A 17,683-nucleotide genomic window follows, 5' to 3' on the forward strand; every position below is an offset into this window, starting at 1 on the left:
GAGACCAGGACGTTGATAGGCTGGGTGTGGAAGTGCAGTAATGCATTAAGCTAACCAGTACTAATTGCCCGTACGGCTTGTCCCTATAACCTTAGCAGGTATAGAGAATAAGAGAACGCGTTGTGCTCGTTGTAATGTACAATCACTACCTAAGTAAAACGAAACAATACTTCTTCCAGATTCAAGGTCATGCTGCCCAGTTGGGAGCACGCACCTGTACAAGTTATGCCTGATGACCATAGTAAATCGGTACCACCCCTTCCCATCCCGAACAGGACCGTGAAACGATATTACGCCGATGATAGTGCTGCAACCAGTGTGAAAGTAGGTCATCGTCAGGCTAGTTATAAGGAAAAAACCCCCGCAGAAATGTGGGGGTTTTTTTTCGTCTCAAGATATGCACGCCTTTTAAGAAAAGCGCTGAGGTTCAACTCAGATTGCTATTGTGCCGTCAACGCAAGTGACGGCATTACCGCCGACCTGAATGGTTTGCTCGCTTAAGGCAAGCCTCAACACGCCGGCGCGGCCGAGGACGGCCCCTTGCGCGGCCAGGAATTTGCTGCCGAAGTGCGCGATTTGCCCGCTGTGCCGGATGAAGGCGCCGACGCATCCTGTACCGCTGCCGCAGACGGGATCTTCCTCGATGCCGTGCGCCGGTGCAAAGGCGCGGATTTCAATCTTCGCCGCTGCTTCAGCCTCATGCTCGCCAAAGATGACGACACCGGTGTACTTCGCCTGCAGGTCGTGCGCCTTCAGGCGCTGCATGTCCGGCCGGGCCGCCAGCACGTTGTGCGCATTTCGCAGTTGCGCGACGACCCAGCGCGGCCCGACATCGACCAGCCATGGCGGCAATTGCCGCTGCAGGGGGAGGCCCAGCACCTCTTCCAACGCATCGACCTGGCGCGGATTCAAGACCGTCATCGCCGGTTCCGGCAGGGCAAAGGCGATCCATTGCGCGCCATGCGCGTCCTTTGTCACTTCCAGCTTGACCAAGCCGGCGCGGCATTGCTGCACCAGGGCGCCGTCTTTCGCTTCGATGAGTCCCGCTTCCAGCAATGCATGGGCGGTGCCGATCGTCGGGTGGCCGGCAAACGGCAGTTCCGCCCGTGGAGTGAAAATGCGCACATGATAATCGGCGCCGGGGTCCGTGACGGCGACGACAAACGTCGTTTCCGACAGGTTTGTCCAGTTGGCGACCTGCTGCATCTGTTCGGTCGACAAGCCGTCGGCGTCAAGCACGACCGCAACCGGATTGCCTTTGAACGGCGAGTTAGTAAACACATCGACTTGCTTGAAATTACGGTTTGCCATGCGAGTCCTTTCAGGGGTAATCAGAGAATTTGCGTTGCGGTTCATAACGTACTGGCCGGCTCAGGCGCAGGCGGCTTTACGTTCGCCCCTTTGCTGATGCTCTCGCCATCCTCGCGCCGCAGCGACCAGAACGCCAGCGACGACAGGATAGTGACCATCGACAGCGCGACGAAGGCGTTGTGCAGCGCGCCGGTGACCATTGCACGGTCGCTCTGCGGCACGTCGCCGAGGAACCAGGCGGTCACCAGGGTGCCAATGGCCAGCCCGAAGCTCATCGACAATTGTTGAAATGAACTCGAAATAGTGCTGGCCATGCTGGAGTCCGTTTGGCTGACGTCGGCATACGCCAGCGTATTTATGCTGGAAAACTGCAGCGAATTGAAAAAGCCCTGCATCAGGCCGAAGACGACGATCATCGCCAGCGGGGTGCCGGCCTTCACCAGTGCAAACATGCCGATCGTCACGCCGATGCAGACGGTGTTGACGATCAACACCTGGCGATAGCCGAAGCGGGCGAGCAGGCGCGGCGCAAACAGCTTCATGAACATTGCCGCCAAGGCAGCCGGCATCATCAACAGACCCGACTTCCACACCGGCAAGCCCAGCCCGATCTGGTACAGCAAGGGCAGCAGGAATGGCAGGCCGCCGACGCCCAGGCGGGTAACGAATCCGCCGAGCACCGCGATACGGAAGGTGCGGATGCGGAACAGCGCCAGCCGCAGCAGCGGAAATTCGATTCCGCTGGCATGCCAGCCGTAGGCCACCAGCAGCGCAACCGACAGCCCCAGCATGAGCACGGCCGTGGTCGGATCGAGGGTGTGCTCGCCGAAAATTTCCAACAGCCACGACAGCAGGGCGGTACCACAGCTAAATAAAATAAAGCCGATGACGTCGAGCGGCCGGCGCTCGGTCGCCCGGTAGTCCGGCATGTAGCGATACACCAGGTACAAAGCCACCAGCCCGACCGGCACGTTGACAAAAAAGATGGCCCGCCACGATACCCAGTGGACGATCAGCCCGCCGATGGTCGGCCCGAGCAGCGGCCCGATCAGGGCGGGAATGATGACGAAATTCATCGCGCCGAGCAGCTCGGACTTGGGGAAGGTGCGGATGATGGCCAGGCGGCCGACCGGCATCATCATGGCGCCGCCAATGCCTTGCAGCAGGCGCGCCGCTGTCAGCATCGGCGCATTGAGCGACAGGCCGCACAGCACCGACGCGAACGTAAAGAGCGCAATGGCGATGCCGAACACGCGCCGGGTGCCAAAGCGGTCGGCCATCCAGCCGCTGATCGGGATGCCGACCGCCAGGCTGAGAATGTAACTGGTGACCACGGACTTCAGGCTCAGTGGCGTGACATTCAGGCTCGCGGCGATGCTCGGAATGGCCGTGTTGACGATGGTCGTATCGAGCTGCTCCATAAACAGCGCGGTGGCGACGACCCACGGCAGGTACCTCTTGATGGCGGAGCTGGTCATCGGTCCTCGGGTGTGGCGGCCTGCGTACCAATGCGAGCCGAACCGGATTGTTGCATAAAACTTATGATCGCGAAGTCAACCGGACAGGTGCTCAGAAAGGACGGGCGACCTTGACCACCAGCCAGTTGACGCCGTTGTTGGGCTTTTTGTAGCCGCCATTCGAGTAATGCTGGATCTTGGCGCCAAGCTCCCATTTGTTGTCGAAAACGTAGCCGGCGCCGATGTGGTCGGCAAACTGGAAGTGCGTCGACAGCCGGTTGTCGTCGTTATCGTACAGCTTCGAGAGCAGGCTCACGCCGATGCCGGCTTCGCCATACCACCCCTTCTTGTCGGTGCGCTCGAAGCGAAACACCGGGGTCAGGTTGACGACCGTGATGTTCTGGTGCTGGCCGGGCCTGTTTTGATAGGCATTGCCGCGCCATTGCGCCAGGTTGGCATCCCAGTAGCCGGACAGATGGGTGCCGTTCGACGCCAACCAGCTACGCTCCCAGTTTTTTTGCACGCTCAAGCGCAGCATTTGCACTTTGCTGCCGGTGCCGAACTCCACCGCCGCCGAGTCGGCCAGCGGTTCGGCCGCGAAGGCCGGCTGCAAGGCCAGCAGCGCGGCCAGCGCGCAGACCGGTTTCCATATTGTCTGGTTAGGTAACATAGCCACTTTCATAGAAATGAGTGCAATATCGATAAGTTGTATTGTAACGGTTTCAGGGATCGATGGCGGCGCCAGCCACGGTACAATCGGGTAGTGTGACCGATTCGACAAGGAGCTTACATGACCACCCCCACCCTCGCATTTCTCGGCATCGGCCTGATGGGAAAACCGATGGCAACCCGGCTGGCCCAAGCCGGCTACACCGTGCGCGCCTGGAACCGCACGCCGGCAAAGGCCGAAGCGTTGCGCGCAATCGGCGCCGAGCCGCACACCACGCTCGCCGGCGCGGTGGGCGGCGCCGACATCGTCATCTCGATGCTCGAGAGCGGGGCGGTAGTGGCGCAGCTGATCGACGCCGCGCTGACCCCGCTGAAACCCGGTGCGCTGTGGATCGACATGAGTTCGACCCAAAAAGGCGAGGCGCTGGCCTTTCATGCCACACTGCGGGCGCACGCCATCAATTTTATCGACGCGCCGGTGTCGGGCGGCGTCGTCGGCGCCGAAGCCGGTACGCTGGCGATCATGGCAGGCGCCAGCGTGATTGACTTTGCGCTGGCCGAGCCGGTATTGCGGGCGATGGGGCGGCCGACCCTGGTGGGCCCGGCCGGCAGCGGCCAGGTCGCCAAGCTGTGCAACCAGCTCATCGTCGGCGGCACCCTCGACATCGTCGCCGAAGCGCTGCTGCTGGCGCACGCCGCCGGCGCCGATCCGGCCGCGGTGCGCGCGGCGATCCGCGGTGGCTTCGCCGAGAGCCGCATCCTCGACGTCCATGGCCAGCGCATGCTCGAGCGTAACTTCATGCCGGGCGGGCAAGTAAAAAGCCAGCTCAAGGACATGCAAAATGTGCTGGTGGCGGCGTTTGATGCCGGCGTGGTGTTGCCGATCAGCGCGCTGGTGACGGAGCACTACCGCTCGATTGCCGATGATTATCCGGCAGCCGACCAGAGCGCCGCGCTGCTCGCGCTAGAAAAGCTTAATCCGGGACAGCGCCTGGGCAACGGGCCGGATCAGTTACCTTGATCCGGCCCTATCGAGCCCTATCGCCAGCGCCAAACGCATCTCCGCCAGCCGCACCCAGTAGCTGGCGCCGATCGCCAGCAAGTCGTCATTAAAATCGTAGCTGGCGTTGTGCAACTGGCATGGGCCGAGCCCGTGGCCGCCGGCGCGGTGGGCGCCTTCGCCGTTGCCGATGAATACGTAGCAGCCCGGCTTGGCTTGCAGCATGAAGGCGAAATCTTCGGCTCCCATGGTCGGCTCGACGTTCGTGTCGACCTTGTCAGGCCCGGCCACCGCCGTCATTGCCGCCACCGCGAACTCGGTCTGCTCGGGATGGTTGACCAGCGGCGGATAATTGCGTTTGAACCCGAACTGGACGCTGGCCCGGAAGGCCGCCGCCGTATGCACCGCGATCTCTTCCATGCGGGCCTCTATCAGGTCGAGTACGCCAGTGGTAAACGTGCGTACGGTGCCGATCATGACTGCTTCGTCCGGTATCACGTTGGTCGCGCTGCCGGCGTGGATCTGCGTGATCGACAGCACGGCAGTGTCGAGCGGATTTTTTTCGCGCGAAATAATGGTCTGCCAGGCCTGCGCGATCTGCACCGCCACCATCACCGGGTCGACGCCCTTGTGCGGTTGCGCCGCGTGCGCGCCCTTGCCTTTGACGACAACGCGAAATTCATTACTGGACGCCATCATGGGACCTGCCACCACGCCGAAGGCGCCCGCTTCCATGCCGGGCCAGTTGTGCATGCCATAAATCGCATCCATTGGAAACTGCTCGAACAAGCCGTCGTCGATCATCCGGCGCGCGCCGGCGCCGCCTTCTTCGGCCGGCTGGAACACCAGGTACACGGTGCCGTCGAAGTTGCGGTTGGTGGCCAGATGGTGGGCGGCGCCAAGCAGCATCGCGGTATGGCCGTCATGGCCGCAGGCGTGCATTTTTCCCGCGTGGCGCGACGCGTGGGCGAAGCTGTTCACTTCGTGCATCGGCAGCGCGTCCATGTCGGCGCGCAGGCCGATCGCGCGGCTGGAACTGCCGTGTTTGATGATACCGACCACGCCGGTGACGCCTAGTCCGCGCACCACCGGAATGCCCCATTCGGTCAGGCGGGCGCAAACGACGTCGGCGGTGCGTTGTTCCTCATAACAGAGTTCCGGATGGGCGTGCAGGTCGCGCCGGATTTGCTGCAGCTCCGACTGGAACGCGATAATGGGTTCGACGAGGTTCATCTGATTCTCCAGTGCTTGCGTGGTTGCCAAGGCTAACGTTTTACTATTGTAGCCCTACTCGTCATTGGCGTGCGAGCCAATAACGAAGAGCCCTCTTCTGCGCTGGAAATCGTATAAAGTAGGGGTTTATTTCCTTGCGTTGGCTACTTCGATGACGACCAAACAAGTGCGCGCAACCTGCCCGCACGACTGCCCCGATACGTGCGCCCTGTTGATCACCGTGGAAGACGGCATTGCCACACAGGTCAAGGGCGACCCGGACCATCCGACCACTGCCGGTGTGCTGTGCACCAAGGTCGCGCGTTACGCCGAGCGCACTTATCATCCGGAGCGCCTGCTGTATCCGATGCGCCGGGTCGGCAAGAAAGGAGAAGGCAAGTTCGAGCGCATCAGCTGGGATGAGGCAATCGGCGAGATCGCCGCGCGCCTCGGCGCCATCGCCGCGCGCGCGCCCCAGGCCATCCTGCCGTATAGCTATTGCGGCACGATGGGGCTGGTGCAGGGCGAGTCGATGTCAACGCGCTTTTTCAACCGCCTCGGCGCCTCGCTGCTGGACCGCACCATTTGCGCGATGGCCGGCGCCACCGGGTACAAGTACACCATCGGCGCCTCCGTCGGCACCGACCTCGAACAGTTCCAGGACGCCAAGCTGATTATCATCTGGGGCGGCAACCCGATCGCCTCGAACCTGCATTTCTGGACCCGCGCGCAGGAAGCGAAGCGGCGCGGCGCCAAGCTGATCGCGATCGATCCGTACCGCTCGCTGACGGCCGAAAAATGCCACCAGCATATCGCCCTGCTGCCCGGCACCGACGCCGCGCTGGCGCTCGGCATGATGCACGTGCTGATCGGCGAGAACCTGCTCGACGACGACTACATCGCCCGCCACACGCTCGGCTTCGAACAGCTCAAGGCGCGCGCGGCGGAATGGAACCCGGAACGCGCCGCCGAGACGTGCGGCATCAGCGCTGCCGAAGTAGTCGCGCTGGCGCGCGAGTACGGCCAGGCCGCGCGGCGCGGCGAGCCGGTGGCGATCCGCCTGAACTACGGCGTCCAGCGCGTGCGTGGCGGCGGCATGTCGGTGCGCACCATCGCCTGCCTGCCGGCACTGGTAGGAGCGTGGCGCCATGCCGCCGGCGGCGTCCAGCTGTCGAGCTCCGGCTCGTTTCCGGCCAATCGAATTGCGCTGCAGCTGCCCGATTTGCGCAAGCAGCCTGCGCGCACCATCAACATGACCACCATCGGCGACGACCTGCTGCGCGAGAGTTCGCCCGCGTTCGGCCCGCAGATCGAAGCGGTCATCGTCTACAACGCCAACCCGCTGGCAATCGCGCCCGATTCAGGCAAGGTGATGCAGGGTTTTTTGCGCGACGACCTGTTCACCGTGGTGTTGGAGCACTTCCAGACCGACAGCGCCGATTACGCCGACATCCTACTGCCGGCCACCACCCAGCTCGAACACGTCGACGCCCACCTCGCCTACGGCCACCTGTACATGATGGCCAATAATGCGGCGATTGCGCCGATGGGCGAAGCCAAGCCCAATACCGAGATTTTCCGCCTGCTGGCCGCGCGCATGGGCTTTGACGAACCGGGCTTTCGCCACAGCGACGACGAACTGGCGGCGCAGGCGTTCGACAGCAAGGATGCGCGCGCCGTGCATTTCGACTGGGAGTCGCTCAAGCAGCGCGGCTGGCAAAAGCTGAACATGCCGGACGCGCCGTTCGCCAACGGCGGCTTCCCCACGCCCTCGGGCAAATGCGAGTTCTATTCGGCGGCGATGCTGCACGACGGTCACGACCCGCTGCCGACCTATACCGCGCCGTACGAGTCGGCCTTTGACAATCCGGAACTGGCGCGCAAATACCCGCTGGCGATGATCTCGCCGCCGGCGCGCAATTTTCTCAATTCCAGTTTTGTGAACGTCAAGAGCTTACGCGGCAGCGAAGACCAGCCCTACCTCGACATCCACCCAGCCGACAGCGCGCAGCGCGACGTCGCACACGGCGACATGGTGCGTATTTTTAACGACCGCGGCTCGTTCGTCGCCAAGGCGCGCGTCACCGACAAGGCCAGGCCCGGCCTGGTGGTCGGCCTGTCGGTGTGGTGGAAAAAACTCGCCAGCGACGGCAAGAACGTCAACGAAGTGACCAGCCAGCGCCTGACCGACATGGGCCGCGCGCCGACGTTTTACGACACCCTGGTGCAGGTCGAAAAAGCCGCGCCCGCAGAAGAAAGCCATGAAACAGTTTAATTTTTCCCGCATGTCCCGCATCCCCCGCAGCTTGCTGCTCGCCGGTCTCGGCGCCGCCCTGCTGGCCAGCTGTACCAACCTGAATTACTACACCCAGGCAGCGCAAGGCCAACTCGCGCTGCTGGCCGACGCGCGCCCGGTCGACGACTGGCTGGCCGACCCGGCCACCAATCCGAAGCTGCGCAACCGCCTCGCCGCCGCGCGCCAGATCCGCCAGTACGCAGTGCAGCATCTGGGCCTGCCGGACAACCAGAGCTACAAGAACTACGCCGCCTTGAACCGGCCGTACGTGGTGTGGAACGTGGTGGCCACGCCGGAACTGTCGTTCAAGCCGCTGCAGTGGTGCTTCCCGGTAGCCGGCTGCGTCGACTACCGCGGCTATTACAGCAAGCAGGCCGCCCAGGATTACGCCTACCAGCTGCGCGCCGAAGGCAACGACGTCCAGGTCGGCGGCGTCAGCGCGTATTCGACGCTGGGCTGGTTCAACGATCCGTTGATCTCGACCTTCATCAATTACCCGGACGCCGAACTGGCGCGCCTGATTTTCCACGAACTGTCGCACCAGGTGGTGTACGTGGCGGGCGACTCGCAGTTTAACGAATCGTTCGCCAGCGCGGTCGAGGAGGCCGGCGTCGAACGGTGGCTGGAACAGTTCGGCAATCAGGCGATGCGCGCCAACTACGTCACCTACACCGCGCGCAAGCAGCAATTTCTGCAACTGCTGCTGAACTGCCGCCGCGCGCTCGAACGGAACTACGCCTCGCACGCCGGCGTGGCGGCGAAACGGGCGGAAAAAGCGCTCCTGCTGCGCCGGCTGCAGGACGACTACGTGGTGCTCAAGCAAAGCTGGGGCGGCTACGCCGGCTACGACCGCTTCTTCGCTGAACCGACCTCGAACGCGCACCTGGCGGCGATCGCCACTTACACCGATTTCGTGCCGGCGTTTCGCGCCCTGCTCGCGCGCGAACGCAGCTTCCGCAGCTTTTATGCGCAAGCGCGCCGCATCGGCGAGCTCGAACCGGCTGAACGCCACCGCCGCCTGAAGATGCTGGCCGAGGCCGCGGGTACCGTTGTTGCGGTGCACCATTAATTCACAATAGAATGCTTGCTCGAATAACAGCAAAACTGCTTGCATCGGAGCGCCCTGACCGATAGCATCTATGGGGCATTCATGTTGGCATCGCCTGACGTTACCCATAACGATAACTATTGAGACAGAGGCATCCGATGGAAAAGATTTGGCTGAAATCCTACCCCGACAGCGTCCCGGCGGAAATAGATCCCGACCAGTACGTCTCGTTGGTGCAATTGCTCGAGGAGTCGTTTGTAAAGTTCGCCGACCGCAATGCTTTTGTCTGCATGGACAAATTCCTCACCTATGCCGAGCTCGACGAGTATTCGCGCCGCACCGCGGCCTGGCTGCAAAGCCGCGGCATGAAGAAAGGCGCGCGCGTCGCCATCATGATGCCCAACGTGCTGCAGTATCCGATCGCGATCGCCGCGATCTTGCGCGCCGGCTACACGGTCGTCAACGTCAATCCGCTGTACACCCCGCGCGAACTGGAGCACCAGTTGATTGACTCCGGCAGCGAAGCGATCATCGTGCTGGAAAATTTCGCCACCACGCTCGAACAGGTGCTGCCGAGGACCCAGGTCAAGCATATCGTGGTTGCCAGCATGGGCGAAATGCTCGGCGGGGCCAAGGGCGTGATCGTCAATTTCGTGGTCCGCAACGTGAAAAAAATGGTGCCGTCGTACTCGCTGCCGAACGCGGTGCGCTTCAAGGACATGCTCTCGCAGGGCGCCAAGATGTCGTTCACCGCGGTCGCCGCGACGTCGCGCGACGTCGCCTTCCTGCAGTACACCGGCGGCACCACCGGCGTGTCGAAGGGCGCCACCCTGACCCACCGCAACGTCATCGCCAACGTGCTGCAAAGCGAAGCCTGGTCGCTGCCGGCGATCCAGAAACCGCCGCTGGCCGAGCAGATGACCATCGTCTGCGCACTGCCGCTGTATCACATCTTCGCGCTGACCTGCTGCGCAATGTGGGGCATGCGGGTCGGCGCGCTCAACATCCTGATCCCGAACCCGCGCGACATCGGCGGCTTCATCAAGGAACTGCGCAAGTACCAGATCAACATGCTGCCGGCGGTGAACACGCTCTACAACGCGCTGCTCAATCATCCCGATTTCGGCTCGGTCGACTTCTCCGCCCTGAAAATCTCCAACGGCGGCGGCATGGCGGTGCAGCAAATCGTCAACGACAAGTGGAAGGCTGCCACCGGCACCAACATCATCGAAGGTTACGGGCTGTCCGAAACGGCGCCGGTGGCCACCTGCAACCGCGCCGACATGGACCATTTCACCGGCAATATCGGCTTGCCGGTGCCATCCACCGACATCGCCATTCTCGACGACGACGGCCAGCCGGTGCCGTTTGGCGAGCGCGGCGAGATCGCCATCCGCGGCCCGCAGGTCATGGTCGGTTATTGGAACCGCCCGGACGAAACGGCGAATGTGATGACGCCGGACGGCTTCTTCAAGTCGGGCGACGTCGGTGTGATGGACGCTAACGGTTACGTCAAGATCGTCGACCGCAAGAAGGACATGATTTTGGTGTCCGGCTTTAACGTCTACCCGAACGAACTCGAAGGCGTGATCGCGGCGCACCCGGGCGTGCTCGAATGCGCGGTGATCGGCGTGCCGGACGAGCACTCCGGCGAAGCGGTCAAGGTGTTCGTGGTGCGCCGCGATCCAAACCTGACCGCCGACCAGCTGATGGACTACTGCAAGCTGCAGTTGACCGGCTACAAGAAGCCGAAGTACGTCGAGTTCCGCGACGAGCTGCCAAAGACCAACGTCGGCAAGATCTTGCGGCGCGTGCTGCGCGACGAGAAGCAGGCGGCATAGCTGCAGGCTCGGCATGGCGGCAAGCCAAAACGCCCGCCAGCCGGGCGTTTTTCGTTTTTCATGAGTAATTTGCACACAGGCGAGGTTGATTTAGATGGACAAGTTTTGGCTCAAGTCGTATCAGCCCGGGGTACCGGCGGAGATCGACTGGACGCAGTACCGCTCGCTCACGCATCTTTTGGAAGAGGCCTTCCGCCAGTACGCCGACCGCACCGCTTTTGTCTGCATGGACAAGGCGATCTCGTATGCCCAGCTCGACCGCATGTCGCAGCAGATGGCCGCCTGGCTGCAGTCGAAGGGCCTGAAACAAGGCGCACGGGTCGCGTTGATGATGCCCAACGTGCTGCAGTATCCGGTGGCGCTGGCCGCCGCCCTGCGCGCCGGCTACACCATCGTCAACGTCAATCCGCTGTACACGCCGCGCGAGCTGCAGCACCAGTTGATCGACTCCGGCGCCGAAGCGATCATCGTGCTCGAAAACTTCGCCACCACGCTCGAGAAGGTGATCGACAAGACGCAAGTTGCGCACGTCGTCGTCGCCAGCATGGGCGACATGCTCGGCGTGTTGAAGGGCACGATCGTCAACCTGGTGGTGCGCAAGGTGAAAAAACTGGTGCCGGCCTATTCGCTGCCGGGTGCGATCACTTTTAATCGAATGATGGTGGCGGGCGCTCGCGAGACGTTCAAGCCGGTCACCATCGGCCACGACGACATCGCCTTTTTGCAGTACACCGGCGGCACCACCGGCGTGTCGAAGGGCGCTGTGCTGCTGCACCGCAACGTGATCGCCAACGTGCTGCAAAACGAAGCGTGGCTCAAGCCGACGCTGGCCACACTGCCGCCAGGCGAGCAGCTGCAATTCGTCTGCGCGCTGCCGCTGTATCACATTTACGCGCTGACAGTATGCGCGCTGTTGGCCATGCGCCTGGGCGGCATGAACCTGCTGATCCCCAATCCGCGCGACATGACCGGCTTTGTCAAGGAGCTGGCCAAGTACCGCATCAACATCTTCCCGGCCGTGAACACGCTGTACAACGGCCTGCTCAACAACAAGGACTTCGCCAACCTCGATTTCTCCAGCTACCGGGTGTGCAACGGCGGCGGCATGGCGGTGCAGCAGGTGGTAGCCGACAAGTGGCTCAAGCTGACCGGCACGCCGATCATCGAAGGCTACGGCCTGTCCGAGACGTCGCCGGTGGCCACCGCCAACCGCTGCGACATCCACGCGTTTTCCGGCACCATCGGGCTGCCGCTGCCGTCGACCGACGTCATGATCGTCGATGACGACGGCGAGCCGGTGGCGCTGGGCGAGCGCGGCGAAATAGCCATCCGCGGCCCGCAGGTAATGGCCGGTTACTGGAACCGGCCAGATGAAACCGCGAGGTCGATGACGTCCGACGGCTTCTTCAAGACCGGCGACATCGGCGTCATGGACGCCAGCGGCAATACGCGCATCGTCGACCGCAAGAAGGACATGATCCTGGTGTCGGGCTTTAACGTCTATCCGAACGAGGTGGAGGCGGTCATCTCAAACCATCCGGGCGTACTCGAATGCGCCTGTGTCGGCGTGCCCGATGCCGGTTCGGGCGAAGCGGTCAAGCTGTTTGTGGTGCGCAGGGATCCGGCATTGACGAAGCAACAGTTGCTGGACTACTGCAAGGAGCAGCTGACGGCGTACAAGAAGCCGAAGTACATCGAGTTCCGCGATGATTTGCCGAAGACGAACGTCGGCAAGATCTTGCGGCGCGAGTTGCGCGATGGGGCGCAGGCGTAAGGCATTTAGCGCCGTCCGCGCGCGCGCGGACCCCATCATGTCCGAGTCACACCGGGCCGTCCCGCATTCACCACAAAACTGGCCACCGCCGCCGCTGCCGTCCCCGCATCGCGCACATCATCGAGCCCGACGAAATGCGCCGTCGTTGTCGCCGGAGTCACTTCCATCAGCATGAAGCCGCGCTTGTCGCTGCGGCCATACTTGATGTGCGGATTCATGTCGACGTAGTCGAGCGTGCGCTGTTGCGGCCGCGACGACGACGTCACCGAGGTGCCGCAAAACTCGGTTGCAATGACCGGATTGGCGCTTGAAGCGGGCTTGTCGAAGTCGCAGCGCAGCTCGGCCGCATAAAACGTGTGGACGTCGCCCGACAGCACCAGCGGATTGGCCGCGCCGCTCTTTTGCATGGCGTCCAGCAGGCGCCGGCGCGCCGCCGGGTAACCATCCCAGCCATCGGTCCAGAAGCGGCCGTCGTCAGGCTTGACGATCCTGGTCTGGGTCGACTGCGCCATCAGCGTCTGCTGTCCGATCAGGTTCCAGCGCGCGTTCGACGAACCGAGGCCCGCCGCCAGCCACGCCTCCTGTTCGCCGCCCAGCATCGTACGCCCGGGGTCGCGCAATTCGGCGCAGTCGCGCCGCAGCACCGAGCCGGCGGGGTGGCAGGCGTGGGTGGCGCGGTACTGGCGGTCGTCGAGCATGTGGATGCGCGCCAGCCGGCCCCAGTCGTAGCGCTGGAACAGGCGAAATGCCGCGAAAACGGGTTGGCCCTGCTGCGCCAGGCGCAGCGGCATGTGTTCGTAGAACGCCTGGTAGGCGGCCGCGCGCCGTGCCAGGAAGGCGGGCGCCCCTTGCCGGTCGCGCTCGCCCGCGTAATCGTTCGCTACTTCATGGTCGTCCCAGGTCACGATCCACGGCGCCGCCTGGTGCGCCGCCTGCAAGTGAGCGTCGCTCTTGTACTGGGCGTAGCGGGCGCGGTAGTCGGCCAGGGTGAGCGACTCGTTGCTGCGTACCGCTTGGTCCGGATGCTTCAACCGATACGGTCCCCACTCGTAGATATAGTCGCCCAAAAACGCCACCAGGTCGGGCGCGGCGGCGGCGATGTGGCGGTGCGCGCCGTAGCTGCCGAACTCCCAGTGCTGGCAGGATGCGACGGCCAGCCTGAGCATCGACGGCAAGTCGCCGGCCGCCGGCGCGGTGCGGGTGCGCCCGACCGGGCTGACCGCGTCGCCCAGCATGAAGCGATACCAGTACCAGCGGCCGGGCGCGAGACCTGTGACGTCGACGTGCACGCTGTGTCCCAGCGCCGGCAGGGCCTGCGCCGCTCCCTTGGCGACGATGTGGCGAAAGGCCTGGTCCTCGGCCACTTCCCAGCGCACGCTGAAGGCGACCGCGACCGTGGCGGCGTTCAGCGGGTCGGCTAACGGATTTGCCAAGACGCGGGTCCACAAGATGACCGAATGCGGCAGCGGCGAACCGGACGCGACGCCCAGGCTGAACGGATAGGCGCCGCCATCGGACCGCGCGCAGGCCACGCCCCCGGCAGCCAGGGCCGCCAGCTGCGCCGCACCCTGCAGGAAAACGCGGCGCTGCCGGTCCATGTCAGCGGTCCTGGGCCGCCATCAGCGACTCGAACGGCGGCAGCAGGCGCGGCTTGCGGTCGGAGCCGGTGGCAACATAAGTCAGCGTTGCTTCGGTGACCTTGACGGTGTCGGCCTGCAGGCGGTTGCGCTCGGCATACACTTCGACGTAGACGGTGACCGACGTTTTGCCGACCTTGACGATATCGGCGTAGAACGACAGCAGGTCGCCGACGAACACCGGGTGCTTGAACAGGAAGGAGTTTACGGCGATGGTGGCGACGCGGCCGTTGGCGCGGCGGGTGGCCGGCAGCGAGCCGGCAATATCGACCTGGGCCATGATCCAGCCGCCGAACACGTCGCCATAGACGTTGGCGTCCGACGGCGCCGGCATTACCCGTAACTGGGGCATTTTGCCTGGTGGAAGGCCAGCATTGGCGATGGTGTTACTAAAGGCATTTTCTGGCGTGGTCATTGTGAATTTCCATGAAAGGCTACAATCGTCCAGAATTGAACCATAAATCACTGAGCTCCGCCATGCGCCGTCATCCCCCCAATCCTCCGCCCTCGTCAAGCGACGCCACCAACCCCAAAGTTGCCAGCCGAGGCGACTGGGCCACGTTGCAAACCCTGTTGCCCTATTTGTGGGTCTACAAGTGGCGCGTGCTGGCCGCGCTGGCCTGCCTGATCGGCGCCAAGATAGCCAACGTCGGTGTGCCGCTGGTGCTTAAGCAGTTGATCGACGCGCTGGGCGTGAGTCCATCCAATCCGCAGGCGCTGCTGGTGCTGCCGGTCGGCGCTCTGGCGGCGTACGGGGCGCTGCGGCTGTCGACGACGGTGTTTACCGAGCTGCGCGAATTTTTGTTCGCCCGCGTCACCCAGCGCGCCGTGCGCACCATCGCGCTGCAGGTGTTTCGCCACCTGCACGCGCTGTCGCTGCGCTTTCACCTGAACCGCCAGACCGGCGGCATGACGCGCGATATCGAACGCGGCACGCGCGGCGTCAGTTCGCTCATTTCCTACACGCTGTTCAGCATCTTGCCGACGCTGATCGAGATGACGCTGGTGCTGGGTTACCTGGTGCTTCACTACGAAATCTGGTTCAGCATCATCACTGCCGCCGCGCTGGTGATCTACATTACGTTCACGGTGCTGGTGACGAACTGGCGCACCCATTTCCGGCGCACCATGAACGACCTCGATTCGAAGGCCAACACCCGTGCCATCGACTCGCTGATCAACTACGAAACGGTCAAGTACTTCGGCAACGAGAGCTTTGAGGCCAAGCGCTACGATGACGGCTTGCGCCACTTCGAAGACGCCGCCGTCACGTCGCAGACGTCGCTGTCGGTACTCAACACCGGGCAATCGCTGATCATCGCCACTGCGGTGACCTTGATCCTGTGGCGCGCCATGCTGGGCGTGATCGACAAGTCGATGAGCCTGGGCGACCTGGTGCTGGTCAATTCATTCATGATCCAGCTCTACATTCCGCTCAACTTCCTCGGCGTGATCTACCGCGAGATCAAGCAGAGCCTGGCCGACATGGAGCGCCTGTTCGCGCTGCTCGACCAGAACCGCGAGGTGGCCGACAGCGCCGGCGCCACGCCGCTCGTCACCCACGGCGCGCGGGTGACGTTCAACCACGTCGGCTTCAGCTACGAAGCGAAGCGCCAGATCCTGTTCGACGTCGACTTCACCATCGCGGCCGGCACCACCACCGCCGTCGTCGGGCACAGCGGCTCGGGCAAGTCGACCATGTCGCGCCTGCTGTTTCGCTTCTACGACGCCAATGCCGGGGCGATCACCATCGACGGCCAGGACGTGCGTGCGGTGACGCAGCAGTCGCTGCGCGCGGCGATCGGCATCGTGCCGCAGGATACGGTGCTGTTCAACGACACCATCGAATACAACATTGCCTACGGCAAGCCGGGCGCCAGCAAGGCCGACATCGTCGCGGCGGCGCGCGCGGCGTCGATCCACGACTTCATCGACAGCCTGCCGGACGGCTACGCGACGATGGTCGGCGAACGCGGTTTAAAACTGTCGGGCGGCGAGAAGCAGCGGGTGGCGATTGCGCGCACCCTGCTCAAGGATCCAGTGATTCTGATTTTTGACGAGGCGACGTCGGCGCTCGACTCGAAGGCCGAGCAGGCGATCCAGGCCCAGTTAAAGGAGATCGCGAAAAACCGCACCACGCTGGTGATCGCGCACCGCCTGTCGACGGTGGCCGACGCCCAGCAGATTTTAGTACTCGATCACGGCCGCATCGTCGAGCGCGGCAACCACCAGATGCTGCTGGCCGCAAATGGCTTGTACGCCCAGATGTGGGAGCGCCAGCAGGCGCGCCCGGACGAGGCGCTGGCCTCGCCGGCGGTCGCGCTGGAGCAGGAGTAACCGGTCGACAAAATCAGTAGGTGTAGAACATCCGCTGGATGTCCTTGCTGCTGTCGGTTTTGGTCAGCGCCAGCATCAACAGGATGCGCGCCTTCTGCGGGTTCAGCGTATCGGCCACCACGAAGTCCAGTTCATCGTCATTGGCCTCGCCGTTGCGCGCCACGATGCCTTGGCCGACCCGGCTGGCGCGCACCACCAGCACGCCCTTCTGGCGCGCCGACGTCAACGCCGGCTTCACTTTCGCCGCCAGGCTGCCATTGCCCACGCCCGCATGGATGATGCCCCTGGCACCGGCGGCGACGAAGGCGTCGACCGCCGCCGGCCCGACGTTGGCGTGGCCGTAGACGATGTCGACCTGCGGCAGCGACGCCAGCGCGCTGACGTCGAACTCGGTGTCCTGCGTATGCCTGCGGCTCGACTGGCGATAAAAGAACGGTTTGCCACCCTGGATGTAGCCGAGCATGCCCAGTTCCGGCGTGCGGAATGAGTCCAAGGTCGAGGTGTTGGTCTTGGTGATGTCGCGCGCGGCCTGGATCTGGTCGTTCATTGCCACCAGCACGCCCTTGCCGGCGGCTTCAACGCTGGCGGCAAGCAGCACCGCGTTGTACAGGTTGATCGGGCCGTCGGCCGACAAGGCCGTCGACGGGCGCATCGCCCCCACCAGCACCACCGGCTTGCGGCTCTTGACGACCAGGTTGAGGAAATACGCCGTTTCTTCGAGCGTATCGGTGCCGTGGGTAATGACGACGCCGTCGACGTTTGCCTGCGCCAGCAGGACGTTGACCCGCTTGGCCAGCACCAGCCAGTGTTCGTTGCTCATGTTCTCGCTGGCGATCTGGAACACCTGTTCGCCGGTGACGTTGGCCACCTTGGCCAGTTCCGGCACCGCCTTGATCAGGTTTTGCACGCCGACGGTGGCGGCAGTGTAGCCGACCGTCGTGGTGCTGGTGGCGCCGGTGCCGGCGATGGTGCCGCCGGTGGCCAGGATGCTGACGTTGGCAAGCCGTGGCGAGACGGACACGACGGCCTCGGCGTGCGCGCCGGCGGCGACAATGAACATGAAACTGAAAGCGGCGATAATGGAACGGCGGCTCTGGTGGT

General features: G+C 63.5%; 13 protein-coding genes and 2 rRNA genes. 8 read left to right on the plus strand and 7 right to left on the minus strand.

Translation table 11 applies throughout. The features are described from left to right. Positions 1 to 85 (plus strand): 23S ribosomal RNA (locus tag CR103_RS00005); the annotation flags it as partial. 143 nt (positions 86 to 228) lie between these two features. Next, positions 229 to 341 (plus strand): 5S ribosomal RNA (gene rrf, locus CR103_RS00010). 91 nt (positions 342 to 432) lie between these two features. Here the strand turns inward: rrf and CR103_RS00015 are convergent. The 3 genes from CR103_RS00015 to CR103_RS00025 form a co-directional block, all read right to left on the minus strand. Continuing rightward, positions 433 to 1,311 (minus strand): PhzF family phenazine biosynthesis protein, encoded by an 879-nt coding sequence (locus CR103_RS00015; protein ID WP_099913971.1) that lies wholly within the window; start codon positions 1,309 to 1,311, stop codon positions 433 to 435. A 41-nt stretch (positions 1,312 to 1,352) separates the two neighbouring features. After that, positions 1,353 to 2,789, minus strand: a complete 1,437-nt coding sequence (locus tag CR103_RS00020) for a DHA2 family efflux MFS transporter permease subunit (RefSeq protein WP_099913972.1) — start codon at positions 2,787 to 2,789, stop codon at positions 1,353 to 1,355. A gap of 91 nt (positions 2,790 to 2,880) precedes the next feature. Next, positions 2,881 to 3,438: an acyloxyacyl hydrolase gene (locus tag CR103_RS00025; RefSeq protein WP_099914287.1), complete on the minus strand. Its 558-nt coding sequence runs from the start codon at positions 3,436 to 3,438 to the stop codon at positions 2,881 to 2,883. A gap of 120 nt (positions 3,439 to 3,558) precedes the next feature. Here CR103_RS00025 and CR103_RS00030 point away from each other — a divergent pair, with 120 nt between their 5' ends. After that, positions 3,559 to 4,458, plus strand: a complete 900-nt coding sequence (locus CR103_RS00030; RefSeq protein ID WP_099913973.1) for an NAD(P)-dependent oxidoreductase — start codon at positions 3,559 to 3,561, stop codon at positions 4,456 to 4,458. Here the strand turns inward: CR103_RS00030 and CR103_RS00035 are convergent. Further along, complete coding sequence (locus CR103_RS00035; protein WP_099913974.1) at positions 4,450 to 5,670, minus strand: M20 aminoacylase family protein; 1,221 nt, start codon at positions 5,668 to 5,670, stop codon at positions 4,450 to 4,452. The genes CR103_RS00030 and CR103_RS00035 overlap by 9 nt on opposite strands. Positions 5,671 to 5,821: 151 nt before the next feature. Here CR103_RS00035 and CR103_RS00040 point away from each other — a divergent pair, with 151 nt between their 5' ends. From CR103_RS00040 to CR103_RS00055, 4 genes are all read left to right on the plus strand, one after another. Continuing rightward, positions 5,822 to 7,924: a molybdopterin-containing oxidoreductase family protein gene (locus tag CR103_RS00040; RefSeq protein WP_099913975.1), complete on the plus strand. Its 2,103-nt coding sequence runs from the start codon at positions 5,822 to 5,824 to the stop codon at positions 7,922 to 7,924. Then, positions 7,911 to 9,014 carry an aminopeptidase gene (locus CR103_RS00045; protein ID WP_099913976.1) on the plus strand — a complete coding sequence of 368 codons (1,104 nt, stop codon included), beginning with the start codon at positions 7,911 to 7,913 and terminating at the stop codon, positions 9,012 to 9,014. Before CR103_RS00040 ends, CR103_RS00045 begins: the two co-directional genes overlap by 14 nt. Positions 9,015 to 9,151: 137 nt before the next feature. Further along, positions 9,152 to 10,834 (plus strand): long-chain-fatty-acid--CoA ligase, encoded by a 1,683-nt coding sequence (locus tag CR103_RS00050; RefSeq protein WP_099913977.1) that lies wholly within the window; start codon positions 9,152 to 9,154, stop codon positions 10,832 to 10,834. A 94-nt stretch (positions 10,835 to 10,928) separates the two neighbouring features. Continuing rightward, a complete protein-coding gene (locus CR103_RS00055) occupies positions 10,929 to 12,608 on the plus strand; it encodes a long-chain-fatty-acid--CoA ligase (protein ID WP_099913978.1) in 1,680 nt (559 codons plus the stop codon). Positions 12,609 to 12,643: 35 nt separating this feature from the next. Here CR103_RS00055 and CR103_RS00060 read toward each other — a convergent pair whose 3' ends face one another. Both CR103_RS00060 and CR103_RS00065 read right to left on the minus strand, forming a co-directional pair. Next, entirely contained in the window at positions 12,644 to 14,206 is a 1,563-nt protein-coding gene (locus CR103_RS00060) for an alkaline phosphatase D family protein (protein ID WP_099913979.1), read from the minus strand. A gap of 1 nt (position 14,207) precedes the next feature. Further along, entirely contained in the window at positions 14,208 to 14,660 is a 453-nt protein-coding gene (locus CR103_RS00065; RefSeq protein ID WP_099913980.1) for an acyl-CoA thioesterase, read from the minus strand. Positions 14,661 to 14,722: 62 nt separating this feature from the next. Between CR103_RS00065 and CR103_RS00070 the strand changes: the two genes are divergently transcribed. Next, the gene (locus CR103_RS00070) at positions 14,723 to 16,582 is read left to right on the plus strand and encodes an ABCB family ABC transporter ATP-binding protein/permease (protein WP_099914288.1); all 1,860 of its coding nucleotides are present in this window, start codon (positions 14,723 to 14,725) and stop codon (positions 16,580 to 16,582) included. A gap of 13 nt (positions 16,583 to 16,595) precedes the next feature. On the opposite strand, the gene CR103_RS00075 is transcribed toward CR103_RS00070, so the two are convergent. Then, positions 16,596 to 17,642, minus strand: a complete 1,047-nt coding sequence (locus CR103_RS00075; RefSeq protein ID WP_229442605.1) for a type II asparaginase — start codon at positions 17,640 to 17,642, stop codon at positions 16,596 to 16,598. Positions 17,643 to 17,683 lie beyond the last annotated feature (41 nt).

Origin of the sequence: Massilia psychrophila, from assembly GCF_002760665.1 — a bacterium.
GTDB lineage: Bacteria > Pseudomonadota > Gammaproteobacteria > Burkholderiales > Burkholderiaceae_D > JAFCUW01.